The organism is Ancylobacter sp. Lp-2 (assembly GCF_020523795.1).
Taxonomy (GTDB): domain Bacteria; phylum Pseudomonadota; class Alphaproteobacteria; order Rhizobiales; family Xanthobacteraceae; genus Ancylobacter.
Genome location: NZ_JAJALI010000002.1, coordinates 264884 through 290247 on the forward strand (window position 1 = coordinate 264884; position 25364 = coordinate 290247).

A 25364-nucleotide genomic window follows, 5' to 3' on the forward strand; every position below is an offset into this window, starting at 1 on the left:
GCCTTCGGCCATCCTTTCCATCCGGTGGGAACCGAGCTTCCCGATCCGTGACCTCTTGCGTAAATGAATTATGAATGCAGAATGCAGTCAAGCCCGCCGATGTCGTTCGCGACATGAAGAGCGCGGTAGCAGGGAGCAATCACCATGGCGGCACGGCTGGCGCCGGGACTGGAACGGCGCCTGAAGGCGGAAATGTCGGGGGATGTGTGGTTCGACCGCTTCAATCGCGGCCGCTACGCCACGGACGCCTCGTTCTACCAGATCATGCCGCTGGGCGTGGTGGTGCCGCGCAGCGTCGAGGAGGCCGAGCGCGCCATCGCGCTGGCCCGCGCCGAGGGCATTCCGGTCACCGCGCGCGGTGGCGGCACCTCGCAATGCGGCCAGACCATCAACGAATCGCTGATCGTCGACGGCTCGAAGCACCTCAACCGCATCCTCGACCTCGACGTGGCCGGGCGGCGCTGCGTCGTCGAGCCGGGCATCGTGCTCGACGACCTCAACCGCGCGCTGAAGCCGCACGGCCTGTGGTTCCCGGTCGATGTGTCGACCGCCTCGCGGGCCACCATCGGCGGCATGGCCGGCAACAATAGCTGCGGCGGCCGCTCGCTGCGCTACGGCACCATGCGCGACAACGTGCTGTCCATCGACGCGGTGCTGGCGGACGGCACGCCGGGGCATTTCGGGCCGGTGGACCACAACCTTGCCGGCCTGCCCCCCGATTCGTCGCTGGCGCCGCTGGCGCGCGACCTGTTCGACATCGGCCGCCGCGAGGGGGGCGAGGTGGCGGCGCGGTTCCCGCAGGTGCAGCGCCGGGTCGGCGGCTACAATCTCGACGCGCTGGTGCCGGACCAGCGCGGCACCAATCTCGCCCATATCCTCGTCGGCTCGGAGGGCACGCTCGCCTATTCGACGCGGGTCGAGCTGAAGCTATGGCCGCTGATCGGCAAGAAGGTCATCGGCGCCTGCCATTTCGGCAGCTTCTACGCGGCGATGGACGCGGCGCAGCATCTGGTGAAGATGAAACCCATCGCGGTGGAACTGGTCGACGCCACCCTGCTGGCGCTGGCCAGCGAAATCCCGATGTTTCAGGCGACGCTGAAGCAGTTCGTGCAGGGCAGCCCGGAAGCGATCCTGCTGGTCGAGTTCGCCGAGGACGAGGCGGAGAATGAGCGGCGGCTGAAGCTGCTCGCCGACACCATGGGCGATCTCGGCTTCGGCTGGGATCGCGACGGCGCCCGCTGGGGCGGCGTCGTGCCGGTGCGCGAGGCCGGGCTGCAGGCCGCCATCGCCGATGTGCGCACCTCCGGCCTCAACATCATGATGTCGATGAAGCAGGCGGGAAAGCCGGTCTCCTTCGTCGAGGACTGCGCGGTGCCGCTGGAACATCTCGCCGACTACACCGCTCGGCTGACCGAAGTGTTCGAGCGCAACGGCACGCGCGGCACCTGGTACGCCCACGCCTCCGAGGGCTGCCTGCATGTCCGCCCGGTGCTGAACCTGCGGCAGGAGAAGGACGTCAAGGCGATGCGCGCCATCGCCGAGGAGGCCTTCGCCATGGTGCGCGAATACAAGGGCTCGCATTCCGGCGAGCACGGCGACGGCATCGTCCGTTCGGAGTTCCACGAGGCGATGTTCGGCTCGCGGCTCACCCGCGCCTTCGAGGAGGTGAAGGACCGCTTCGACCCGGCGGGGTTCTACAATCCCGGCAAGATCGTCCGGGCGCCGAAATTCGACGACCGCTCGCTGTTCCGTTACGCGCCCGACTACAAGGTGGAGCCGATCCGCGCTGCGCTCGACTGGACCGGCTATTCCGGCGAGGGCGGCGGCCTGCAGGGCGCCATCGAGATGTGCAACAACAACGGCGCCTGCCGCAAGGCGGCGGGCGGCGTGATGTGCCCGAGCTACCGCGTCACCCGCGACGAGCGCGACGTCACGCGCGGGCGCGCCAACACGCTGCGCCTCGCCATTTCCGGCAGGCTCGGCCCCGACGCGCTGGCCTCCGACGAGATGATGGAGACGCTGAAGCTGTGCGTCTCCTGCAAGGGCTGCCGGCGCGAATGCCCGACCGGCGTCGACATGGCCAAGATGAAGATCGAGGCGCTGGCGGCACGGGCGAAGTCCAAGGGCATCAACCTCCATCAGCGCCTCGTCGCCTATCTACCGCGCTATGCCGGCCTCGCCTCCCGGGTGCCGTGGCTGATGAACCTGCGCGACCGCCTGCCCGGCGCGGCGCGGCTTTCCGAAAAGCTGGCGCAGTTCAGCGCCCGGCGCAGCCTGCCGCGCTGGCGCTCCGACGGCTTCCGCGAGGGCGCGCTCGCCGTCGGCCCGGCTGATGGACGCGAGGTGGTGCTGTTCGCCGACACCTTCAATCGATGGTTCGAGAGCGAGAACCTCGACGCCGCGCTCGCCGTGCTCACCGCCGCCGGCTATCGCGTGCATCTGCCCCTCCCGGTCGATGGCCGGTCGCAGCCGCTGTGCTGCGGGCGCACCTTCCTGTCTGCCGGCCTCGTCGAGGAGGCGAGGGCGGAGGCGCGGCGGGTGATCGACACCTACGCACCCTTCGTCGCGCGCGGCGTCCCCGTCATCGGGCTGGAGCCGAGCTGCCTGCTCGCCTTCCGCGACGAATTGCCCTCCCTGCTGCCGGGCGAGGCGACGCAGCGGCTCGCCGCCCATGCGCTGCTGATCGAGGAGTTCATCGCCCGCGAGATCGATGCCGGCCGCTTCCAGCTGCCTCTGGCGCCGGTGGCGGACACCGCGCTGCTGCACGGCCACTGCCACCAGAAATCCTTCGGCGCCATGGGGGCGGTGGAGAAGGCGCTACGGCTGGTACCCGGCCTTGCCGTGGAGGTGGTGGAGTCCAGCTGCTGCGGCATGGCCGGGGCCTTTGGCTACCACGCCGAGACCATCGACACCTCGCTCGCCATGGCCGAGCTATCGCTGCTGCCGGCGGTGCGCAAGGCCGGGCCGGGCACGCTGATCGTCGCCGACGGCACCTCCTGTCGCCACCAGATCCATGACGGCGCCGCCCGCGAGGCGGTCCACGTCGTCCAGGTGCTGGCGGCCAGCGTGGCGGCGGCGCGGGCGGGCGAGGGGCGCCGGCTGGAGGCCGCCGAATAGGCGGGCGAGGCGCGACCCCGCTCAAAACGTGCTTGCGTCACTTACTTCCTATTTGCATTATGAATTCATAACTCAAAAAATCCGAGGAAACGCCTGGGCCGACCCGAAGCAACCGGGCGCCCGAACAAGAGAGGAAACATCGCATGCTGAAGAGCTTCGTCGCCAAACGAACCGCCCTTATGGCCGCCTGCGTGACCGCCTGCCTTGGGGCCACCGCCCTGTCCCCGGCGATGGCGGCGTGGCAGCCGACCAAGCCGGTGGAGATCATCGTGCCGGCCGGCGCCGGCGGCGCCTCCGACCAGATGGCGCGCATGATGCAGGCCGCCATCCAGAACAACAAACTCTCGCCCACGCCCATTGTCGTGACGCTGAAGGGCGGCGCCAATGGCGGCGAGGGGCTGATGGACATGCTGGGCAGCGCCGGTGACCCCTACAAGATGGTCATCTCCAACTCGGCCATCTACACACTGCCGCTCGCCAACAAGTTGCCCTTCGACTGGCGCAAACTCACCCCGGTGAGCATCCTCGCCTTCGACAATTTCGTGCTTTGGGTGAATGCCGAGGCCCCCTACAAGACCACGCAGGACTTCGTCGAGGCGGTGAAGAAGGAGCCGGCCGGCGCCTTCAAGCTCGGCGGCACCGGCTCCAAGCGTGAGGACCACATCCTCGCCGCCACCGTCGAGCGCATCGCCGGGGTGAAGTTCAGCTACATCCCCTACAAGTCCGGCGGCGAGGCGGCGACCCAGCTGGTCGGCGACCACATCAAGGTCAACGTCAACAACCCCTCGGAGAACGTCGCCGTGTGGCGCGCCGGGCAGGTGCGGGCGCTGTGCGTGTTCGACACCGAGCCGATGAACTACCCGGCCAAGGTGACCGCCGACCAGTCCTGGAAGGACATCCCCACCTGCAAGTCGCAGGGCATCGACTTCCAGTGGATCATGCTGCGTGGCGTGTTCCTGCCCTCCGGCGTGACGCCGGACCAGGTGGCCTTCTACCAGGACCTGCTCGGCAAGCTCGTCGAGACGCCGGAGTTCAAGGACTACCTCGAGAAGCAGGCGCTGAAGCCTTCCGACCTCAAGGGGCCGGAGATGGTGAAGTTCCTCGAGAAGGACGAGGCGCTCTATCGCGACCTGATGACCCAGGCGGGCTTCGTCGCCACCAACTGACGCGATCTGCCGCGTGCCGGTGCGGCCACGCGCCGGCACGTCCGCTCACGCCTTCTTCTGGAGAATTCCGATGTCGGACGGACCGCACGCGGATGTCGATCCCGCCCTGGTGTCGACGCGCAGCGTCGAGCTGGCGGTGATGGCGCTGCTCTTCTGCCTGTCGATCTTCCTCGGCTGGGACAATTGGCGCATCGGCGCCGGCTGGGCGCCGGACGGGCCGCAGGCCGGCTATTTCCCGTTCTATCTCTCGGTGCTGCTCGGCGGCTCCAGCCTGTGGGGCATCGTCGCCGCTCTGCGTAGCGAGGAATTGCGCGAAGAGATCTTCGTCGGCCGCTCCGCCTTCGGCCGGGTGCTTAGGGTGTTCCTGCCCACCATCGGCTTCGTGTTCCTGGTGCAGCTGATCGGGCTCTATGTCGCCAGCTTCATCTTCGTCGCCGCCTTCATGGTGTTCGTCGGCAAGTTGAAGCTCTGGAAGTCGCTGCTCACGGGTTTCATCTTCTCGGCGCTGATGTTCTACGTCTTCGATGTCCAGTTCAACGTGCTCATGCCCAAAGGTCCGCTCGAAGCGGCCTTCGGTTTCTGACGGGAGGATGTGATGGAAGCTCTTGAATCCCTCCTCCACGGCTTCGGCGTCCTGCTGACCTTCCACAACATGCTGCTGATGCTGGTCGGCATCTGCCTCGGCATCCTGGTCGGCGTGCTGCCCGGCCTCGGCGGCCCGAACGGCGTCGCCATCCTGCTGCCGCTCACCTTCACCATGGACCCGACCTCGGCCATCGTGCTCTTGTCCTGCATCTATTGGGGGGCGCTGTTCGGCGGGGCGATCACCTCGATCCTGTTCAACATCCCGGGCGAGGCGTGGTCGGTCGCCACCACCTTCGACGGCTACCCGATGGCGCAGAAGGGGCAGGCGGCCGAGGCGCTGACCGCCGCCTTCACCGCCTCCTTCTTCGGCTCCATCGCCGCGGTGATGCTGATCACCTTCCTCGCGCCGTGGATCGCCACCTTCGCGCTGCGCTTCGGGCCGCCGGAATTCTTCGCGGTCTATTTGCTGACCTTCTGCACCTTTGTCGGCCTCGGCAAGGAATCCCGCCACAAGATCGTCATCTCGCTGGCGCTCGGCTTCCTCCTGGCGGCGGTCGGCATGGACACGGTGTCGGGCGAGCTGCGCATGACCTTCGGCTCGGTCGAACTGCTGCGCGGCTTCGACTTCCTCGTCGCGGTGATCGGCCTGTTCGGCATCTCCGAGATCCTGCTCGCCATGGAGGAGCACCTCGCCTTCAAGGGGCAGGAGGCGAAGATCCGCCTCTCGGTCGTGTGGCGCACCTGGCTGACGCTGCCGCGCTACTGGCTCACCTTGCTGCGCTCCTCCGCCATCGGCTGCTGGCTGGGCGTGACGCCGGGCGGCGCCATCGCCGCCTCCTTCATGGGCTACAACCTCGCCAAGCGCTTCTCCCGCGACGGCGCCAATTTCGGCAAGGGCAAGATCGAGGGCGTGCTGGCGCCGGAGACCGCCGCCCATGCCGCCGGCACCGCGGCGCTGCTGCCGATGCTGGCGCTGGGCATTCCCGGCTCCGGCACCGCGGCGGTGCTGCTCGGCGGCCTGATGGTGTGGGGCCTCCAGCCCGGCCCGCTGCTGTTCGTCGAGCAGAAGGACTTCGTCTGGGGGCTGATCGCCTCGATGTATCTCGGCAACATCGCCGGGCTGATCATCGTGCTCGCCACCGTGCCGTTGTTCGCCTCGGTGCTGCGCGTGCCGTTCGCCACCATCGCGCCAATGATCATCGTGTCCTGCGCCATCGGTGCCTTCGCGGTGCAGAACGCCATGTTCGACATCTGGCTGATGCTGGGCTTCGGCGTGGTCGGCTACCTGTTCAAGAAGACCGGCATCCCGCTCGCGCCGATGACGCTGGCCCTCGTGCTCGGCGATAAGGCGGAGGACGCCTTCCGCCAGTCGATGATCGGCCTCGATGGCGGGCTCGGCATCTTCTGGTCGAACAAGCTGGTGGGCACCATCACCACCCTGGCGCTGATGATGCTGTTCTGGCCGCTGATCGGCAAGGCGATCGACATGGTGCGCGGCTCCGGGCGCGGCGTGCCTGCCGGCAGCGAGAGCTCGCGCGCCTGAGCCCCGGCCGGCCTTCCAGCGGACGGCAAACAAAAGCCGCCGCCGCGCTCAAGCCTTCCGGGTAGGAGGGGGAGCGCGGCGGCGGTTTCGTTTTGCGGCGTCGTCAGCGACGAGAGGCGAGCGGCGCTCAGCCCTTCATCTTCTGCAGCGCCTGGGCGCAGCCGACCGACATTTCCTTGCTGTGCGCCTTGAGGCACTTCATCAGCCGGCCGCCGCCGGGCTGGATGCCCTGGCAGAGGCGGTCGATGTCGGCCTTGCAGTATTTCGCGAGGTCGCTCTCCTGCGCCTGGACGGCGCCGATGGAGGCGGTGAGGGCGAGGGCGGCAAGCAGGATGCGCATGGACATGTCTCCTCCCGAGAGTGGTCCGTGCGGTCTAGCCAAGTCCGGCCGGGGCGGCGATGGCGATTCTTGAACGCATCTCCCGGGCGCATCTCGTGGGCGCATCGCGAAAGCCCCGCGCGAGCCGTTCATCCCGCCTTGCCGGGCACCGGCGCGGCAGCCGGCGGCAGCAGCCGGCCGTTGACGAGCAGCCACAGCGTGTGCAGCGCGGTGATCGCCACCACCAGCGTCGCGCCGGCCAGCAGTAGCGGCGCCAGCCAGGCGATGGCGCCGGTCTCGCCGCGCCCGACCAGCCGGAGCGCGGCGGTGGCGAAGGCGGTGCAGCCGAAGGTGAAGGCCCAGTAGCCGGGCGACAGCGGCTGGCGGAGGATCCACGGCAGCAGGCGCATCAGCAGCAGCGTCTGCAGCAGCGCGTAGCCGAGCAGGGCGCGGGCGAACACGTCCGGCGGCCCCTGCGTCACGCTGAGATAGGCGAGCGCGCCGACGGCGGGCGGCGCCAGCTGGATACCGAGCGTCGGCCGCAGCGCCGGCGCGAGCGGCGAGGCGTTGTAGAGCCGGCCGAGCAGCACGGATTCGATGGCGAGCCAGGAGAAGACGCCGGCGCCGAAGGCGAGCTGGCCCCACTCGGTCAGCCCCAGTGCCTCGCAGGCGATCGCCGTCACATAGGAGCCGGCGACGGTGGGGAGATAAAGCACCGGCGTGGTGTGCGCCGGGTCGCGCTCGCCGCGCCACAGGAGCCCGGTGCGCCACAGCGCGAAGCCGAGCGTGAACAGTGCGCCGAGCGCCAGCAGCACCCGTGCCGCCGCATCGGAATAGGGCGCGGCGGCGATGGCGACCAGCAGCGCGCCGACGCCGGCGAGGCCGATGAAGCAGCACTGCACCGGATGGGCGGCCTCCTCTAGCGCCTTGTCGCGGGCGAAGATCCATTTGAGCGCGAACAGCACCGCGAGCACCGCCCACACCGTGGAGCCGGCGAGCATCAGCGCCTCGCCGATAAAAGCCGGCAGGCCCCACACCGCATGCGCCGCCCGCCAGCTGCCGCCGAGGCCGTTCAGCCCCAGCACCATGCCGAAGAACGAGGCTGGCACCAGCGGCACGGCGATGGAGCGCGTAGTTCGTGCCGTGTCCGTGCCGCCGTCGACCCGCTGATCCATCGCTTTTCGTCCCCGTCCCGGTTTCCGCCACGATAGAGCGGACCCACCGGGCCCGCTCTATCGCAAACGCATGGCGAGACGCGTTCTCCGGTGCCTTCTCACGCTCCCTTCAGCCGGTCGGGGTCGATCGGCAGCTGTCGCAGCCGCTGCCCGGTGGCGGCGAAAATGGCGTTGACCACGGCAGGGGCGACGCCCGCCGTCGATGGCTCGCCCATGCCGCCCGGCGCCTCGCGGCTGTCGACGATATGCACCTCGATCTCCGGCATCTCCTCGATGCGCAGCGCCTGGTAGTTGTCGAAATTGCTCTGCTCGACGCGCCCGTCCTTCAGGGTGATCTGTCCGTACAGCGCGGCGGAGAGACCGTAGACGATGCCGCCCTGCACCTGCGCCTTCACCGTGTCGGGATTAACAACCACGCCGCAATCCACCGAGCAGACGATGCGCCGCACCTTCACCGCGCCGTCCTTGCCGATCTCGACGTCGGCCACCTGCGCCATATAGGTGCCGAAGCCGAACAGCACGGCGATGCCGCGCCCGGTGCGCGCCGGCAGGGTGGTGCCCCAGCCCGCCTTCTCCGCGGCGAGGTCGAGCACGCCGCGCGCCCGCGCGTCGTTCGCCAGCAGGCCGCGGCGGAACGCCACCGGGTCGGCCTTGGACTCGACGGCCAGCTCGTCGACGAAGCCTTCGACGATGAAGGCGTTGTGGGTGATGCCGACACCGCGCCACCAGCCGGTGACGAAGCCCTCCGGCAGAATGTGCCGGACATAGTCGACATGCAGGTTCGGGAAAGCGTAGGGGCCGGCGGCGCCGTCCACCGCGTCGAAGTCGAGGCCGTTGGCGAAGGCCTGCGGCAGCCAGCGCGCCACGATGGAGGAGCCGACCACGCGGTGGCGGAAGCTTGTCACCTTGCCCTGCGCGTCGAGCCCGGCGGCGAACTGGTCGTAGTAATAGGGGCGGTAGATGTCGTGCTGGATGTCTTCCTCGCGCGTCCACACCACCTTGACCGGCCCGTCGACCTGCTTGGCGATCTTCACCGCCTGGGTGACGCTGTCGACCTCCAGCCGGCGGCCGAAGCCGCCGCCGAGCAGGTGATTGTGCACAGTCACCTTCTCGGCCGGCAGGCCGGTGACCTCGGCGGCCGTCGCCTGCGCCCGTCCCAGCACCTGCGAGCCGACCCACACCTCGCAGCTGTCGGGGCGGACATGCACGGTGCAGTTCAGCGGCTCCATGGTGGCATGGGCGAGGAACGGCATCTGGTAGGTCGCCTTCACCGTGCGGGCGGCGGCGGCCTCGGCTGCCGCGACGTCGCCGACCTTCTTGTCGTCGACGGCCGGTCCCGAGGTGGCCAGCGCCGCCATCTGCTTGACGATCTCCTCGGTGGAGAGCGTGGCGTTCGGCCCCTCGTCCCACTCGATCTTCAGCGCCGCGAGGCCTTTCTTGGCGGCGCCCATATGGTCGGCGACCACGGCGACGGCGTCGTCGATCTTAACGATCTGCCGCACGCCCTTCACCGCCCGCGCCTCGGTGTCGTCGACGCTCTTCAGCTTGCCGCCGAACACCGGGCAGGCGGCGACGGTGGCGACCTTGAGGCCCGGCAGCTTGACGTCGATGCCATAGGTCGCGGTGCCGTCGACCTTGCCGGCGACGTCGAGCCGTTTGGCCGGGGTACCGATCAGCGTGAACTTGTCGACCGGCTTCAGCGCCACCTCCTTCGGCACCGGGATCGCCGCTGCCTTCTCGGCGAGCGAGCCATAGGTCGCCCGCCGGCCGGACGCCGGGTGGAGGACGACGCCCTTCGCGGCATCGCACGAGGCGGGATCGACGCCCCACATCTGCGCCGCCGCCGCCACCAGCATGGTGCGGGCGCTGGCGCCAGCCTTGCGCAACGGCTCGTAGAAGCCGCGGATCGAGGTCGAGCCGCCGGTGACCTGAAAGCCGATCGCCGGGTTGGTATAGAGCTTGCCGTCCGGCGGGGCGTGTTCGAGCCGCACGCCGGCGAGGTCGATCTCCAGCTCTTCGGCGATCAGCATGGGCAGCGCGGTGTAGATGCCCTGGCCCATCTCCACCTGCGGCATCACCAGGGTGACGGTGCCGTCGGTGGCGATGCGGATGAAGGCATCCGGCGCGAAGGGGCCGTCGGCCGCCAGCGCCTCGCCGACGAATCTCGGCAGGCTGACGGCGAGCAGCAGGCCGCCGCCGGCGGCGAGGCTGGCGGTGAGGAAGGAGCGCCGGGAAAGCCCGGGGGCCGGCGTGTCGGAAGCGGGTTGTGCGGGAGCGTAGGTGTTCAGCATGGCGTTGTTCAGCATGGCCGCCTCACTTCGCTTCGCCGGCATACGCCGTGGCGGCGTGCTTGATCGCCTCGCGGATGCGGGCATAGGTGCCGCAGCGGCAGATATTGCCGGACATGGCATTGTCGATGTCGTCGTCGGAAGGCGTCTTGTTGTCGGAAATCAGCGCCGCCGCCGACATGATCTGGCCGGACTGGCAGTAGCCGCACTGCACGACTTCGAGGTCGAGCCAGGCCTGCTGGATGTGCCGGCCGGCCGGCGAGGCGCCGACCGCCTCGATGGTGGTGATCGCGGAATCGCCCACGGTGTCGATGGTGGTGATGCAGGAGCGCGTCGGCGCGCCGTCGATATGCACGGTGCAGGCGCCGCACAACGCCGCGCCGCAGCCGAACTTGGTGCCGGTCATGCCGAGCACGTCGCGCAGCACCCACAGCAGGGGCGTGTCGTCGTCGACATCGACCTCGTGGCTGGTGCCGTTGATCTTGAGGGTGAAGGACATCGTGGACCTCGCAACTTCATTCAAACGTTGCTTCCCGGCGCATCCGTCGCCGCAGGGAACGGCGGCAACCGGCACGCGCGGGGGGTATGTCCGCGTGCCGGCGATGCACCCTAGTTTAGAAACTATAGCATCTATGACCTGCCACGCATGCCGGCTTCAATGCCGCATCGGTCTCGGCCACCCGCAACCAACGGGCGAGCGCGACACACCTTGGTATGGCTTGATCGGCGGGGCGGGCAGGGCTTGCGCGGGAGCCGTCGTGCGGTGCCGGCGGGCGTGCTAGTCAGTGGGTGCGAGCCGAGTCCCGCATCGGGGAGTTCGGCGCGTAGCGACAACACGACAGGGGGCGGGGCGGATGGCCAGCTCGGAGAAGACGGCGGCACCGGCCCTGCTCTGCGTGGGCGAGGCGCTGATCGACATGGTTCCGCGTGAGACGCCGGAAGGGCAGGCCTTCCTGCCGCTGCCCGGCGGCGCGGTGTTCAACACCGCCATCGCCGCCGGCCGGCTCGGCGTGCCCACGCTGTTCTGGTACGGCCTGTCGACCGACCTATTCGGCGACCGGCTGCGGGCCGCGCTCGCCGACGCCAGCGTCGATGCGCGCCTGTGCCGTCCTTCAGACCGGCCGTCGACGCTGGCCTTCGTGACGCTGGTCGAGGGGCAGGCGCGCTATCTGTTCCTCGACGAGAACACCGCCGGCCGCATGCTGACCACGGCGGATATCCCCGAGGTTCCGGCCGAGGTCGGCGCGCTGTTCATCGGCGGCATCAGCCTGGTGGTCGAGCCGGTCGGCGCCACCATCGAGGCCATGGCGGCGCGTTTCGCCGCCGATGGGCGCGGCCGGCTGATCATGCTCGACCCGAATATCCGTCCGGGCTTCATCCGCGACGAGGCGGCCTATCGCGCCCGCATCCGCCGGCTGATCGGCCTCAGCCACGTCGTCAAGCTATCCGACGAGGACCTCGCCTGGCTGGTCGGCCCCGGCGAGATCGCCGCGCAGGCGGCGGCGGTGCTGGCGCTGGGGCCGCGCCTGGTGCTGGTGACGGTGGGCGGGCAGGGCGCCCATGCGTTTACCGCCGGCTTCACGGGCCATGTCGCCGCGCCAGCGGTCAAGGTCGCCGACACGGTCGGCGCCGGCGACACCTTCAATGCCGGCTTCCTCGCCGCGCTGGCGGAACGGGAAGCGCTCGCGCCCGACGCGCTGGCGCATCTCGACCGCGATGCCGTGCTGGCAGCGCTCGACTTCGCGGTGCGGGCGGCGGCGATCTCCGTCACCCGCGTCGGCGCCGATCCGCCCTGGCGGCGCGAGCTGGCCTGAGCGCGAACGGACCTTAGGCCTCCGCTGGCTCCGCCACGGCGGCATCATACTTCACCGGCGTGGCGTGCCAGCCCTCGGCGCGCTTGGCCCAGAACAGGTCCTTCAGCTTCGAGGAGATGACGCCCGGCCGATCATTGCCCATGATGCGGCCGTCGATGCGCGACACCGGCATGATGCCGCCGGCGGTAGTGCAGGTGAAGATTTCGTCGGCCTGCCGCAGCTCGTCCGCCGGTACCGCTCGAGCGACGCAGGGAATGCCGAGCTCCTCGCACATCTCGAACACCGACTGGCGGGTCATGCCGTCGAGGCCGCCGCGGATCGGCGTCGCCACCACGCCGTCGGTGATGGAGAACACGTTGAAGCCCGGTCCCTCGGTAACGTTGCCATCGGTGTCGAGCAGCACGGCGGTGTCGGCGCCCTGGTCAAGCGCCTCGAACAGGCCGGCAGTGAGGTCGCCCCAGTGGAAGTTCTTCACCCGGGGGTCGAAGGATGCCGGCGGGATGCGCAGCGTCTGGGCGATGATCATGTGCACGCCGCGCTCATATTGCTCGTCGGTAACGATGGAGATCCACGGCACCGCATAGGCGACGAGGTAGTTGCGCGCATTGGCGGGGTGGCGCAGCTTGCCGGGCATCGGCAGGCCGCGCAGGCAGTCCATCGCCACATAGGCCGAGCGCAGGCCGGTGAGGCTGACCAGCCTGTGCAGGATCTCCTTGATCGCGTCGTCGCTCTCCGCCGGGTTCAGCCGCAGCGCGTTCATCGAGTTGCGGAAGCGGGCGATGTGATCGTCGAGCCGGAAGAAATTGCCTTCCCACACGCCGACGACGTCATAGGTGACGTCCGAGCGGCGATAGCCGAAATCGTTCACCGGAATGACGGCCTCGGCCATCGGCTTGAAGGCGCCGTCGACATAGGCGGCGCCGGCGGCGAAGCGGTTGCTCTCCATCTCATTCATCTCGTTCTTGTTGGGGACGCGACGGTGGGTACGGCGGGAGCCCTGTCCCGCCGCGATCTCGTTGGGGCGCCCGGCGTCAGGCGCCGGCGCGCAGCGTCGCCGTGGCGGCGGCGTCGATGGCGAGCGTGTCGTCCTCGGCCGCGCCGCTCACCGCGAGGCCGTAGACCTCGCGGGCGCGTTCCGGCGAGATCCAGCCGTCGCGGACGTCGGCGAGCACGCTTTCCGGCTTGCGCTGCCTGGGTTCGCCATAGCCGCCGCCGCCGGCCGAGACCGAGATGACGGTCTCCCCCGGCTTCAGCTCGACGCCGTAGCAACCCGGCAGCCGGGTGAGGCTGCCGTCCAGCTCGCGCTTGAAGGCGTTCGACAACCCACCGGGCCCGCCGCCCAGCGCGCCGACCGCCGGGTTGATCGTGCCGTCGGCGGTGTAGATCACCTTCATGGTGCAGCCCTCGATGGGACCGAACTCGGCCCGCATCGAGGGAGCGCCCCGCTGGGTGCCGGCCCCCTCGGTGTCGGCCAGCAGCCGGCGGTCGGTGACGAAGAGCGGATGGTGCAGCTCGTCCACCTCGACGCTATCCTGCCGGCACAGGCCGGCATTGCCGCAATGGATGATGGTGAGGAAGCCGTCCGTCACCGGCGTGCCCGCTCCGCCGGTGACGCCGAGGAAGATCTGGTTGACGAAGGATTCGCCGCTGCGCGGGTCCTTGCCGGAGATCACCCCCATAGCCGGCGGCATGATCGGCCCGGTCTCCGCCATGCCGAAGCCCGGCGCGATCTCGGCGATCGCCCGCTGCACCGGCGTCGAGACGCGGTCGGCGAGGTTGGTGGTCGCCACCGAGCAGGAATGCGGGTGGCTGGGTATGCCGACGACGCAGTTCTCGCGCAGCCTGATGTCGACGCGGCGGAAGCTGCCGGCATTGGGCGGCACGCTGTGGTCGATCAGCCCGTTATAGATGCCGATCATCGCCGCCGTGCGGGCGCAGCCTTCCGACAGATTGAGGCCGGAGGGCTGGCAGTCGATGTTGTCGGTGAGGTCGACGGTGATGCGCCCCGCCGCCGCGTCCACCTCGACGGTGACGTTGACCGGGATGCCATTGGGCACGCCGGGGAACGGGTCGTGGCCGGAATGCACCGTCACCTTGCCGGAGGGCAGCCGGGAGATGGCCTGCACCATCTTGTCCTCGGAATACTGGAACCACGCCTCGGCATAGTCCTCCAGCGCCGCCCAGCCGATCTCCTTGCCGAGCGCCAGCAATTCGCGCTCGCCGATGCGCACCGCGCCGAGCGTGGCGAGGTAGTCGCCCCACCACTGCTCGGGCACACGGATGCGCGAGCGGCACATGCGGATCAGGTCCTGGTTGTCCTCGTAGCCGGACTGGATCTTGGCGGCGGAGAAGATCAGCGCGCCTTCCTCGAACACGTCGCGGGCGCCGCCCATATAGGTGGTCGGCTGCGAGTTGCCGCAATCGGCCTGGTGCGCCTTGGCGAGCACGAAGAAGCGGGTGATGCCCTGCTCGTCCACCACCGGGACGATCAGGCAGTGGTCGGCGGCGTGCGAGTCGCCCTCATAGGGGCTGTTGTGCAGGTAGCAGTCGCCGGCCTTCAGCACCGGATGGTACTTCTTGACGTATTGGCACATCAGGTCCGGGCCGATCAGCGTGTGGATCGGCAGGCTTTCCGCCGTGGCCAGCAGCTGGCAGTCGGCGGTGAGGATGACGCAGGAGAAGTCATGCGCGGTGTTCAGCACGCCGGAGCGGGCGGTGCGGAACAGCGTGTTCTGCATCTTCCGCGCGATGCCCTCCATGCGGTTGGAGATGATCGCCATGCGCACGCCGGTGGCGGGCGCCTCGAGCGTCTTGGTGATGATCGACATGGAATCCTCTCCCTTCACGCAACGGAGGCCAGCACGGCCCGGCGGGCCCTGGTGGCGGCGACATCGACGGCCAGCGTGTCGTCCTCGGCGCGGCCGGTGGTGACGAGGCCATAGACCGCGTCGGCGCGGGCGGCGGTGATCCAGCCCTCGCGCAAATCGTGCAGCACGCGGGCGGGATCGCGTTCCAGCGGCGAGCCGTAGCCGCCGCCGCCGGAGGAGTAGGAGACGATGGTCTCGCCGGCCGCGAGCTCTGCGCCGTAGCAGGCCGGCAGCTCGGTGAGGTCGCCGTCGCGCCCGCGCTTGCGCGCCTTGGTCTTGCCGCCGGCGCCACCGCCGCGCGTGCCGAGCGCCGGGGTGATGGTGCCGTCGGCGGTGTAGAGCACCTTCATCGCGCAGTCGTCGATCGGGCCGAACTCCGCCAGCATGGACGGCGCGCCGCGGAAGGTGCCGGCGCCCTCGGTGTCGGGCACCAGCCGGCGGCCGGCGATGAACACCGGATGGTGCAGTTCGTCCACCTCGATGCAGTCGAGATGGCACATGCCGGCATTGCCGACATGGATGATCGACAGGAAGCCGTCGGTCACCGGGGTGCCGGCCCCGCCGGTCACGCCGATATGCACCTGGTTGACGAAAGCCTCGTTGTCATGGCGCGGGTCGCGCCCGGAGATGACGCCCATGCCGGGCGGCATGATCGGCCCGGTCTCGGCCATGCCGTAGCCCGGCGCGATCTCGGCGAGCGCCCGCTGCACCGGGTTGGCGACGCGGTCGGCGAGATTGGTGGTCGCCACCGAGCAGGAGGCCGGATGCTGCGGGATGCCGACGCAGCAATTCTCGCGGATCTTGATGTCCAGCCGGCGGAAGCTGCCGGCGTTCACCGGCACGGTGTGGTCGATCAGGCTGTTGAAGATCGCCACCATGGCGGCGCTCATCGAGGTGCCCTCGGTGAGGTTGAGGCCGCAGGGCTGGCAGTCCGGGTTGTCGGTGAGGTCGACGCGGATCATGCCGGCCTCGCTGTCGATCTCCACCGCCGCCTTCACCGGGATGCCGTCGGGAATGCCGGGGAAGGGGTCGTGCGCCGTGGTCACCAGCCGCTTGCCGGAAGGCAGCTTGCAGATGGCGTCGGCCATCTTGCGCTCGGAATAGTCGAACCAGCTCTCGGCATAGTCCTCCAATTCGTCCCAGCCGAAGCTCTTGCCGAGCTCCAATATCTCGCGCTCGCCGATGCGCACCGAGCCGAGCGTGGCGAGATAGTCGCCCCACCATTGCTCGGGCACGCGGATGCGGGCGCGGCACATGCGGATCAGGTCCTCATTGTCCTGGTAGTCGGACTGGATCTTCGCCGCCGAGAAGATCAGTGCGCCTTCCTCGAACACGTCGGCGACGTCGCCGAGATAGGTCGAGGGCCGGGAATTGCCGCAATCGGCCTGGTGCGCCTTGGCGAGCACGAAGAAGCGCAGGATGCCGTCCTCGTCGATCACCGGCACGATCAGGCAATGGTCGGCGGCGTGCGAATTGCCTTCATAGGGGCTGTTGTGCAGGAAGCAGTCGCCCCGGCGCAGCTTCGGGTGATACTTCATCACGTAGCGGCACATGATGTCCGGCCCGGTCAGCGTGTGGCTGGGCAGGCTCTCCGCCGCCGCCAGCAGGCGGCAATCGGCGGTGAGGATCACGCAGGAGAAATCATGCGCGGTGTTCAGGATGCCCGAGCGGGCGGTCCTGAACAGGGTGTTCTGCATCTTGCGGGCGATGCTCTCGAAGCGGCTGGCGAGGATCGCCGTCTTCACGCCGTCGGTGCGGCGGATGCTGACGTTCACGTTCATCCGGTTCCGCCTCCTCAGAAGGTGATCTTCAGGCCGCCGCCATCGGTGCGCAGCGCATGCGTGCCGGGGTCGACGACGACGGTGGTGAAGGAGGATTCGATGATGGCGGGCCCGGTCACCGGCGCGTTGGGTGGCATACTCTCGAAGCGCAGCACCTGGGCGTTGGTCCAGCCGGTCTGGGTGAAGTAGATCGGCCGCTTCTCGGTCTGCGCCGCCACCTCTTGCGCCGGCAGCCGCCCGGTGCCGCCCTCGCGGATCTTGCAGGCCACCTTGGCGCGCCAGGTGACGAACTCGATGTCGGAATCCGGGTCGGTGATCTCGAAGATCATCTTGTGGGTGGCGTGGAACGCCTCCTTCAGCGCCTCGAGGTCGGCCTCGTCCTTGACGCGGCCGAGGCCCATCGGCACCTCGATCTCCCAGATCTGGTGCATGTAGCGCGCCTCGACCGAGAACTCGGTCGTCACTTTCAGCGCCCCGGCGCCGGGTCCTTCGGCGAACGCCTTGCAGCGCGCCTCCAGCTCGGCGAGCACGGCGTTGACCTGGTCATAGGCGAAGCGCCGGCTGGTGGTGTAGTGCATCTGCGCGTAGTCGGAGGAGATGTCCGACATCAGCGCGCCGGCCGCCGACAGCACCGAGCCGGCCTCGGGGATGAGCACGCCGGCGCAGCCGAGCCGCCGGCCCACCGCCACCGCGTTCAGCCCCGCCGCGCCGCCGCCGCCGATCAGCACGGCGTTGGAGGGGTCGATGCCCTGGTTGATGGTGATCTCGTCGATGGCGCCGACCATCTTCTCGGTCGCCAGCGTCAGCACCGAGGCGGCGGCTTCCTCGACGCTGAGGCCGAGCCGGTCGGCGATCTTCTCCTTCAGCACCTTTCGCGCCGCCTCGCGGTCGAGCACCATGGTGCCGCCGAGGAAGAAGTCGGGGTCGATATAGCCGAGGATGATCGAGCAGTCGGTGACGGTCGGCTCGGTGCCGCCCTTGCCATAGGCCACCGGCCCGGGGGTGGAGCCGGCGCTCTGCGGGCCGACGCGCAGCAGCCCGCCATCGTCGACCCAGGCGATCGAGCCGCCGCCGGCGCCGATGCTCTTGACGTCCACCGAGGGGAAGCCGGTCATGTGGCCGCGGAAGCGCTGGCCGATCCAGGTCTCGCGGGTCCACGGAATGCGGCCGTCGCGCACTAGGCTGACGTCGTAGGTGGTGCCGCCGGTATCGGCGACGATGGCCTCGGCGTGGTCGAAGTCGCGGTCGGTGTAGAAGCGCCCGGCGATCGGCGCCATGGCCGGGCCGGAATTGATCGAGTGGATCGGCGCGCGCGCCACCGCCTCGGCGTCCATGATGCCGCCGCCGGAGGTCACCATCAGCGTGCGGCCGGCAAAGCCCGCCTCGCGCAGGCGGCGGGTCAGGCTGTCGAGATAGTCGAACATCAGCGGCTTCAGCGAGGCGTCGATGGCGGTCGCCGACGCCCGGCGATATTCGCGCAGCGTCGGGTTGAGCGCGTGCGACAGCGTGAACGGCACGCCCGGCAGGTGCTCGGCGAGCAGCTCGCCCATGCGCTTCTCATGCTCGGCATTGACGATCGACCACAGGAAGCAGACGGCGACCGCCTCCACCTTCAGCGTCTTCAGCTTCTCGATCACCTTGAGCGCGGCGGCCTCGTCCAGAGGCGTGCGGACGTTGCCGGTGGCCTCGATGCGCTCGGGGATCTCGAAGGTCAGCCGGCGCGGCACATAGGGCTCGGGATAGGGCACGGTGAAGTTGAACGGCTCGATGCGCCCGCCCTCGCGGATCACCAGCACGTCGGGATGGCCCTCGGTGGTGAGGAAGGCGGTGCGCGCGGTGTTGCCGGTCAGGATGGCGTTGATCGCGCGGGTGGTGCCGTGGATGAACATGTCGGCGCGGGCGAGGAAGTCCGTGCGGTCCTCGCCGAAGTGTTCGGCGGCCAGCGTCAGGGCGTTGAGGACGCCGCGCACCGGATCGTCCGGCGTCGTCGACGCCTTGAACAGCCGGATCTCCTCACCGTTCTCCACGACGAGGTCCGTGAAGGTACCTCCTGTATCACACGCCAGACGCATCGCTTTCGACCTCATCTCGTAGTGAATCTTGGGCAAAATCTTCGGCAAAATCGGAATAACTGTGATCACAGTTTGCCCTTGAAATCGAAAGCAACCATCGTGCCATATTGGCCGGTGGCGCGATCTGTGCGTCGCGAAATGCGTGACCGAGATGGGTGCAAGGAGCGGGATGTGAGTGCAGCGACAGTGCGTTTCGATGCCGGGGCGAAGCGGCCGCTGATGCAGGGCATCGACCTTGTGGCCGATCTGGTGGCGACCAATATCGGCCCCGCCGGCCGGGCGGTTCTGTCGTCGCGGCTTCATACGCGCCCGGCACTGCTGCGCGGCGGCTATGCCATTGCCAAGGAGGCCGAATTCGACCAGCCGGGCCTACGCGCCGGCGCGGTCGCCATGCGCCAGCTGGCGGCGGATGTCGACGCGCAGGCCGGCGACGGCACCGCCCGCGCCCTCATCCTCGCCCGCGCGCTGCTGCAGGGCGCCACCCGCCAGCTGCAAACGGGAATTTCAGTTCCCGCCCTGCGCGAGGCTCTGCTCGCCCATGGGGCCGTCGTCTCCGGCGAGATCGAGGCGGCGGCGCGCCCGGTCACCGATCCTGCCTTTCTCGACATCATCGCGGCCCGCGCGGCGGGAGGCGATCGCGACATCGGCCATCTGGTCGCGCGGGCGCATGCGCGGGCAGGCGCGGAGGGTGTCGTCACCATCGAGTCCGGGCACGGTGTCGGCGACGAGCTGAGCGTTGAGGCCGGCATGAGCTTCCCGCAGGGCTGGCTGTCGCCGCACTTCCTCACCGATGCCGAGGCTCAGCGCATCGAGCTCGCCAACCCATTGATCCTGCTGCATCAGGGGCCGATCGACAGCTTCACCTCGGTGGCGCGGATCCTTGAGATGATCGCGCAGTCCGGCAAGCAATTGCTGATCGTCGCCGACAGCTTCGATGGCGAGGCGATGGCGACGCTGATCGCCAACCGGCAGAGCGGCCTCAAGGTCGCGCCGATGAAGGCGCCCGGCGCCGGGACGTGGCGGGCGCTGCAACTGGAGGACATCGCGGTGGCGACCGGCGCGACCGTCATCGGCGCCGCGCTCGGTACCACTCTGAACGACCTGCGACCCGCCATGCTGGGGCGCGCGGAAGCGGTGCGCATGGCCCGCCAGGCCACCCACCTCATCGGCGGCAAGGGCAGCGAAGTCGCCATTTCCGCGCGCTGCGAGGCGATCCGGCAGCAGATCGGCAAGGAGCACTACCTCGCCTTCGACCGCGAGCAGCACCAGGCCCGGCTGGCGCGGTTCGGTGCCGCCATTGCCCGGCTGCGGATCGGCGGCGCCACCGAGACCGAGATCGCCTTCCGCGAGGCGCGCGCCCGCTCCGCCGCGGCGGCGTTGCGGGCGAGCGCGGCGGGCGGCGTCGTGCCGGGAGGTGCGGCGGCGCTCATTCATGCCGGGCGACGCGGCCGGTCGGCGCTGCCGGCAGGCGAGGCGGGGCGGGCCGTCGGCGCCGTCTTCACCGCCGCGCTGTCGCAGCCCTTGGTCGCCATCGCCGGCAATGCCGGGCTTGAGGGTCCGTCCATCGCCCGCCTGCTGGAGAATTCGACGGAAAATCAAGCGTTTGATGTCGAATTGCGCGCGCTGGTCGATGGCGCCGCCGCCCCCGAGCCGGCGCGCATCCTCGCCGGCGCCCTGCGCGCGGCGGTCTCCTTCGCGGCGACTTTCATGGCCGTCGAGGTGTCGATCTCGACATAGGCGGGAGATGTCTCTCGCCCTCACGCCGACCGCCGGAGGGCGCCGCACTGTTCCAGGCGCGGCCTCCGGCGCCGCTACCCGAGGAGCGTCATTCCCTCCGGAAAGCGCCGGTCTCCCATGGAGCGGCTCGATTGAGCGGCTTCCACCTCAGCCTCCTGCGGGCCTCCGCTTTCATGCCGGCGCTCGGTGCGCGCCCTCGCATCGGTCGGCCGCTCTCAATTCTCGCGAGATCCCCTCTCCGCGTCGGCCCTTCGAGCCCGTGCTCGGCCCTCCGCGCCGGCAGTGCGGCGTGAAATTGCCCTCAGCCCATAGGCAATCGATTATTTTTTGATCAGCTCGTCGAAAGCTCACGAAATGACCAATCATGTCCATGGGGCGGCTTTTTCGCCGAGCGGTCGCCATTTCCCGTCTGGCACGATGATTGCGTTGTGATCACAGATTGCGAGGCCCTTTCGTTCGATTGCGCAACCCATCCTGTCTGGAAGTCCCCTGTTCTGGAGGTCCGGTTCCTTGCCCAGCTCGACGACGTCAGCAGATGCCCCTGCCGCCACCCGGTCGGCGCCGCCCATTCTGGAGATCGTCAACGCCGTCCATGCCTATGACGGCGTCGTCGCCCTCGACAATGTCAGCGTCTCGGCGGCGCCCGGCGAGTTTCTCACCATTCTCGGCGAGAGCGGCTCGGGCAAGACGACGCTGCTGCGGCTGATCTCCGGGCTGGAGAAGCCCTATCGCGTCGGCACGCTGAAGCTCGAAGGCGTCGACGTGCGCGAGGTGCCGGCCTTCCAGCGCAACTGCACCACCGTGTTCCAGAACTACGCGCTGTTCCCGCATATGAGCGTCGGCGCCAATGTCGAATACGGCCTCAAGGTGCGCGGAGTGCCGGCGAAGGATCGCGAGGCCCGCGCCCGCGAGGCGCTGCGGCTGGTGCAACTCCAGGAGATGTACGACCGCAAGGTCCACCAGCTGTCCGGCGGCCAGCGCCAGCGCGTGGCGCTCGCCCGTGCCCTGGTGCCGCGCCCGGCGATCCTCCTGCTCGACGAGCCGCTGGGCGCGCTGGACGAGAAGCTGCGCGTCGACATGCAGGTGGAGCTGATGCAGCTGCACAAGCAGCTCGGCATGACCTTCATCTACATCACCCACAGCCAGGAAGAGGCGCTCACCATGAGCGACCGCATCATCCTGATGCGCAAGGGCAAGATCGAGCAGGCCGGCCCGCCGGCGGAGATCTTCGACAGCCCGATCAGCAGCTTCGCCGCCAGGTTCATGGGCGTCGACAACTGCTTCGAGGGAGAGCTCGTCGCGGTGTCCGATGGCTGGGCCAGCGTCGCGGTGGGCGAGCGCCGCATCGACGGGCGCTGGACCGGCAAGTCCGCCCCGCAGCCGGGCGCCAAGGTGGCGGTCGGCATGCGCGCCGAATGGCTCCAGCTCAGCGACGCGCCGCCCGACGCCTCGGGGGAGCACAACGTGCTCGACTGCGTGGCCGAGGCCTCGATCTACAAGGGCAAGTATCTCGACCGAACGGTCAAGACCGCGCTCGGTCCGCTCAAGGCCCGCATCTGGGATGCGGCCTCGTCGGCCCGGCACCCGTCCTTCGTCCGATGGAAGAAGGGCGACTGCATAGTGATGAACGCCTGAAGAGTACTGAACCCGCGAAAAACAACACCCTTCCAGCACGCCTTACCGGCGAAGGAGACCGTAATGACAGACGGCAAGATCGCTAAATCCGACTTCGACATGTCACGTCGCGACTTCCTCAGTACCGTGCTTTCCATGTCGGCGCTCGGCGCCGCCGCCTCGGTGATGCCGGGCATCTCGCAGGAGGCCTGGGCCGCCAGCCAGACGGTCAAGGGCTATGGCGTCACCACCGCCCAGCTCAAGGACTGGTCGATCATGACCAAGTCCACCGGCCTCTCCATCGACTACACGCCGACCAACGCCGATATCGGCGTGTTCATGCGCGACGTCATGGGCAACAATCTCGGCGCCACCCACGACATCTTCATCTTCGACGGCGGCTCGGAGGACATCCTCGGCCCCGAGGGCTTCTTCGCCGAGATCGACGAGAAGAATCCCGAGCTGACGTTGTGGGAACGCACCCCGGATGCGTGGAAACGCGCCGCCTATCTGCGCGCCAACGACAAGCAGTATGGCGTGCCGGTGATCGGCAATGGCGACTGCTTCGGCTACTTCGCCGCGGCGATCGACGCCAATCCGAACGGCATGGACGAGATCCCCTGGACCACCTTCTTCGAGGGCGAGAAGGTCAAGGGCCGCGTCGCGATCGACCGCAGCTGGCTGCAATCGATGTCGGAGACGGCAAACTTCCTCAAACATCACGGTCGGCTCGACGTCGAGGACCCGGCCGACCTGCCGGCGGACAAGGCGCGCGTCGTTGCCGACTATCTGGTCGAGCGCAAGAAGGCCGGCCATTTCCGCACCATCTTCTCGGCCTTCGAGGAGCAGGTGCAGCTGCTCTCCAACAAGGAGGTCGACATGATCAACTGTTGGGAGCCGGCCACCAAGGAAGCCAACAACGCGCTGGGGCCGAACGCCACCATCTACGCCTTCACCGTCGAGGGCTACTATCTCTGGGGCCACGGCGCCAATGTCGCCACCGCCGCCATGCAGCGCGACAACGTCGCCAACATCTACAAGCTGCTCAACTACTTCCTCGGCGGTGAGTACCGCGCCTACCAGGCCAAGGAGCGCGGTTATGCCGGCCCCAACATGGATCTCGGTGTGCAGTACGCCATCGACCATGGCTGGTCGCAGGCCGACATCGACAACCTGAAATGGACCGATGAGAAGGTGAAGCGCAAGTTCCAGAAGCCTTTCTACTGCAAGGTCGTGCCGGAAAACGCTGCGGTGATGGAAGAGGAGTGGCAGCGCTTCCTCAACGCCTGACGCGACGCCCGCTCCGGCCGCGCCGGAGCGGGCTCGCTTGCAGGAGACCGCTTGCCCGTGCCGCGGCGAGGCCGCGCGGCACCCGCCATGGGCAAGCGGGCTTTCCGTCTCCGTCCCGGCCTTGCGACGTTCAGGGAACCCTGCCGATGACCGCGATCCTCGATCATCAAGACGCCGGCCCACGGGATACCGGCCCGCGCCGGTCGCTCATGAAACGTATGCTCGACGGGCTGTCGCCGTCGCGGCTGATGGTGCCGGGCTTCCTGCTGTTCTGGTCGCTTCTGGTGATCGTGCCGCTGGTGGTGATCGTGCTGTTCAGCTTCCTGCAGGTGCGCCAGTTCCGCGTCGTCTACGAGCCGACGCTGGCGACCTGGATCTCGCTGATCGATTCCGGCCGCTGGATGGCGGTGGTGCGCACGCTGCGCGTCGCGCTCACCATGACGGTGATCGAGTTCCTGCTCGCCTTTCCCTTCGCGCTGTGGCTCGCCAAGGGCTGCCGGTCGAAGACGGTGAAGGCGGCGGTCATCACCCTCTTGACCATCCCGTTCTTCCTCGATGCCGCCTCGCGCATCATCGTCTGGCGCTCGATCCTCGGCACCACCGGCGCCATCAACACCGCGCTGATGTCGCTCGGGCTGGTCGACCAGCCGGTGGAATGGCTGCTCTATTCCGAGTTCGCCGTGCATTTCGGCCTGCTCGGCACCTATTTCCCGCCGATGGTGTTCCCGATCTTCATGTCGATCGCGCTGATCGACGACGAGTTCATCCAGGCCAGCGGCGATCTCGGCGCCAGCCCGGCGCAGACCCTGTTCAACGTCATCCTGCCGCTGGCGCTGCCCGGCATCGTCGCCGGAATCGTCTTCACCCTGGTGCCGCTGATGGCCGCCTTCGTCGAGCCGCAGCTGCTTGGCGGCGGCTTCGTCGACCTGCTCGGCAATTCGGTCAATTCGGCGCTGCAGCAGCTGAAATACCCGACGGCAGCAGCGCTCTCGACGCTGGTCGTGCTGCTGCTCGGCCTGTGTCTGGTGGCACTGATCCGCGTCGTCCATCGGCGGATCGATCTTGCCGCCATGTTCGTCGCCATGCGTCGCTGAGGGAGGCCGATATGTCCGCCACCGCCATGGAAACCTATTCCCGCCGCGCCGTCGCCGCGCCTTCCGCTCGTCGTCGCTTCGGCACTTCGCCGCGCTGGACGACGCTCGCCAAGGGCGCCGGCGTCTTCGCCATCGTCATGATCTACATCCCGCTGGTGTGGCTGGCGGTGATGTCCTTCACCGCCAATCCGCTGGCCGGCATTCCCTATCCGCTGACCTTCCAGAACTACGCCACCCTGTTCGCCGATGTGCGCTGGCGGCCGCCGCTCTACACCAGCCTTTTGATGAGCGCCGGCGTCGCGCTGGTCTGCATGGCGCTGTCGACGCTGGTCGGCCGGGCGCTGACCCGCATGGCGCGGCCGGGCGCCTCGCTGCTGCTGGTGCTGATGCCGCTCTTCGTGCCCGGCCTCACCATGGGCGCGGCGCTGTTCATCTTCCTGCGCACCATGCTCAACCTGACGCTGGGCATGTGGTCGATCTTCCTCGCCCAGTTGGTCTGGGCGCTGCCCTTCTGCATCCTGCTGGTGCTGGTGGTGGCCAGCCGCTTCGATTTGCGCCTGCTCGACGCGGCGGAGGATCTCGGCGCCTCGCCCTGGCGGCGCTTCTGGGACATCGAGATGCCGATCCTGCGTCCAGGCATCCTCGGCGCCGGCATTTTCGGCTTCCTGCTGTCGTTCAACGAATTGCCGCGCTCGCTGTTCGTGCGCGGCATCGAGACCACCATGCCGATCTACAACTGGGCCATGGCGGCGTCGCAGCAATCGCAGGTGCCGATCATCTTCTCGCTCACTACCATCCTGCTGGCGGTGACGCTGCCGGTGATGGGCGCGTTCTTCTGGGTGCTGTTCGTGAAGCTCGACAAGAACTGAAGCTCGACAAGAACGGAAGCCCGCAAGAACTCG

Annotated in this window: 18 protein-coding genes; 10 read left to right on the forward strand and 8 right to left on the reverse strand. The window is 68.5% G+C overall.

Annotated features, from left to right (window positions below):
• The first annotated feature begins 144 nt into the window (after positions 1-144).
• The 4 genes from LGR54_RS05875 (at position 145) to LGR54_RS05890 (ending at position 6411) form a co-directional block, all read left to right on the forward strand.
• Entirely contained in the window at positions 145-3117 is a 2973-nt protein-coding gene (locus LGR54_RS05875) for an FAD-binding and (Fe-S)-binding domain-containing protein (RefSeq protein ID WP_230361033.1), read from the forward strand.
• A 179-nt stretch (positions 3118-3296) separates the two neighbouring features.
• Positions 3297-4283 carry a tripartite tricarboxylate transporter substrate binding protein gene (locus tag LGR54_RS05880; RefSeq protein ID WP_230361483.1) on the forward strand — a complete coding sequence of 329 codons (987 nt, stop codon included), beginning with the start codon at positions 3297-3299 and terminating at the stop codon, positions 4281-4283.
• A 70-nt stretch (positions 4284-4353) separates the two neighbouring features.
• Positions 4354-4866, forward strand: coding sequence for a tripartite tricarboxylate transporter TctB family protein (locus LGR54_RS05885; RefSeq protein WP_230361034.1), 513 nt, complete (start codon positions 4354-4356; stop codon positions 4864-4866).
• Between the two features lie 12 nt (positions 4867-4878).
• Positions 4879-6411, forward strand: coding sequence for a tripartite tricarboxylate transporter permease (locus LGR54_RS05890; RefSeq protein ID WP_230361035.1), 1533 nt, complete (start codon positions 4879-4881; stop codon positions 6409-6411).
• A 127-nt stretch (positions 6412-6538) separates the two neighbouring features.
• On the opposite strand, the gene LGR54_RS05895 is transcribed toward LGR54_RS05890, so the two are convergent.
• The 4 genes from LGR54_RS05895 to LGR54_RS05910 form a co-directional block, all read right to left on the reverse strand.
• The gene (locus tag LGR54_RS05895; RefSeq protein ID WP_214009777.1) at positions 6539-6751 is read right to left on the reverse strand and encodes a cysteine rich repeat-containing protein; all 213 of its coding nucleotides are present in this window, start codon (positions 6749-6751) and stop codon (positions 6539-6541) included.
• Positions 6752-6879: 128 nt separating this feature from the next.
• Entirely contained in the window at positions 6880-7905 is a 1026-nt protein-coding gene (gene tehA, locus LGR54_RS05900) for a dicarboxylate transporter/tellurite-resistance protein TehA (RefSeq protein ID WP_230361036.1), read from the reverse strand.
• A 98-nt stretch (positions 7906-8003) separates the two neighbouring features.
• Complete coding sequence (locus LGR54_RS05905) at positions 8004-10196, reverse strand: xanthine dehydrogenase family protein molybdopterin-binding subunit (protein WP_230361484.1); 2193 nt, start codon at positions 10194-10196, stop codon at positions 8004-8006.
• Positions 10197-10218: 22 nt separating this feature from the next.
• Positions 10219-10692 (reverse strand): (2Fe-2S)-binding protein, encoded by a 474-nt coding sequence (locus LGR54_RS05910; RefSeq protein ID WP_230361037.1) that lies wholly within the window; start codon positions 10690-10692, stop codon positions 10219-10221.
• Positions 10693-11047: 355 nt separating this feature from the next.
• On the opposite strand from LGR54_RS05910, the gene LGR54_RS05915 reads away from it, so the two are divergent.
• The gene (locus LGR54_RS05915; protein ID WP_230361038.1) at positions 11048-12007 is read left to right on the forward strand and encodes a carbohydrate kinase; all 960 of its coding nucleotides are present in this window, start codon (positions 11048-11050) and stop codon (positions 12005-12007) included.
• A 13-nt stretch (positions 12008-12020) separates the two neighbouring features.
• On the opposite strand, the gene LGR54_RS05920 is transcribed toward LGR54_RS05915, so the two are convergent.
• The 4 genes from LGR54_RS05920 to LGR54_RS05935 all read right to left on the reverse strand — a co-directional run bounded on the left by LGR54_RS05920 (position 12021) and on the right by LGR54_RS05935 (position 18742).
• Positions 12021-12962, reverse strand: a complete 942-nt coding sequence (locus LGR54_RS05920; RefSeq protein ID WP_230361039.1) for an aminotransferase class IV — start codon at positions 12960-12962, stop codon at positions 12021-12023.
• A gap of 76 nt (positions 12963-13038) precedes the next feature.
• Entirely contained in the window at positions 13039-14835 is a 1797-nt protein-coding gene (locus tag LGR54_RS05925) for a hydantoinase B/oxoprolinase family protein (RefSeq protein WP_230361040.1), read from the reverse strand.
• Between the two features lie 14 nt (positions 14836-14849).
• Positions 14850-16655: a hydantoinase B/oxoprolinase family protein gene (locus LGR54_RS05930; RefSeq protein ID WP_230361041.1), complete on the reverse strand. Its 1806-nt coding sequence runs from the start codon at positions 16653-16655 to the stop codon at positions 14850-14852.
• A gap of 14 nt (positions 16656-16669) precedes the next feature.
• Entirely contained in the window at positions 16670-18742 is a 2073-nt protein-coding gene (locus tag LGR54_RS05935) for a hydantoinase/oxoprolinase family protein (protein WP_370638144.1), read from the reverse strand.
• A gap of 156 nt (positions 18743-18898) precedes the next feature.
• Here LGR54_RS05935 and groEL point away from each other — a divergent pair, with 156 nt between their 5' ends.
• The 5 genes from groEL (at position 18899) to LGR54_RS05960 (ending at position 25331) form a co-directional block, all read left to right on the forward strand.
• Complete coding sequence (gene groEL, locus LGR54_RS05940; RefSeq protein ID WP_230361043.1) at positions 18899-20464, forward strand: chaperonin GroEL; 1566 nt, start codon at positions 18899-18901, stop codon at positions 20462-20464.
• Between the two features lie 510 nt (positions 20465-20974).
• Complete coding sequence (locus LGR54_RS05945; RefSeq protein ID WP_230361044.1) at positions 20975-22099, forward strand: ABC transporter ATP-binding protein; 1125 nt, start codon at positions 20975-20977, stop codon at positions 22097-22099.
• A gap of 63 nt (positions 22100-22162) precedes the next feature.
• Entirely contained in the window at positions 22163-23368 is a 1206-nt protein-coding gene (locus LGR54_RS05950; RefSeq protein WP_230361045.1) for a hypothetical protein, read from the forward strand.
• A gap of 209 nt (positions 23369-23577) precedes the next feature.
• Complete coding sequence (locus LGR54_RS05955; protein ID WP_230361046.1) at positions 23578-24462, forward strand: ABC transporter permease; 885 nt, start codon at positions 23578-23580, stop codon at positions 24460-24462.
• Between the two features lie 11 nt (positions 24463-24473).
• Positions 24474-25331 carry an ABC transporter permease gene (locus LGR54_RS05960; RefSeq protein WP_230361047.1) on the forward strand — a complete coding sequence of 286 codons (858 nt, stop codon included), beginning with the start codon at positions 24474-24476 and terminating at the stop codon, positions 25329-25331.
• Positions 25332-25364: the final 33 nt, after the last annotated feature.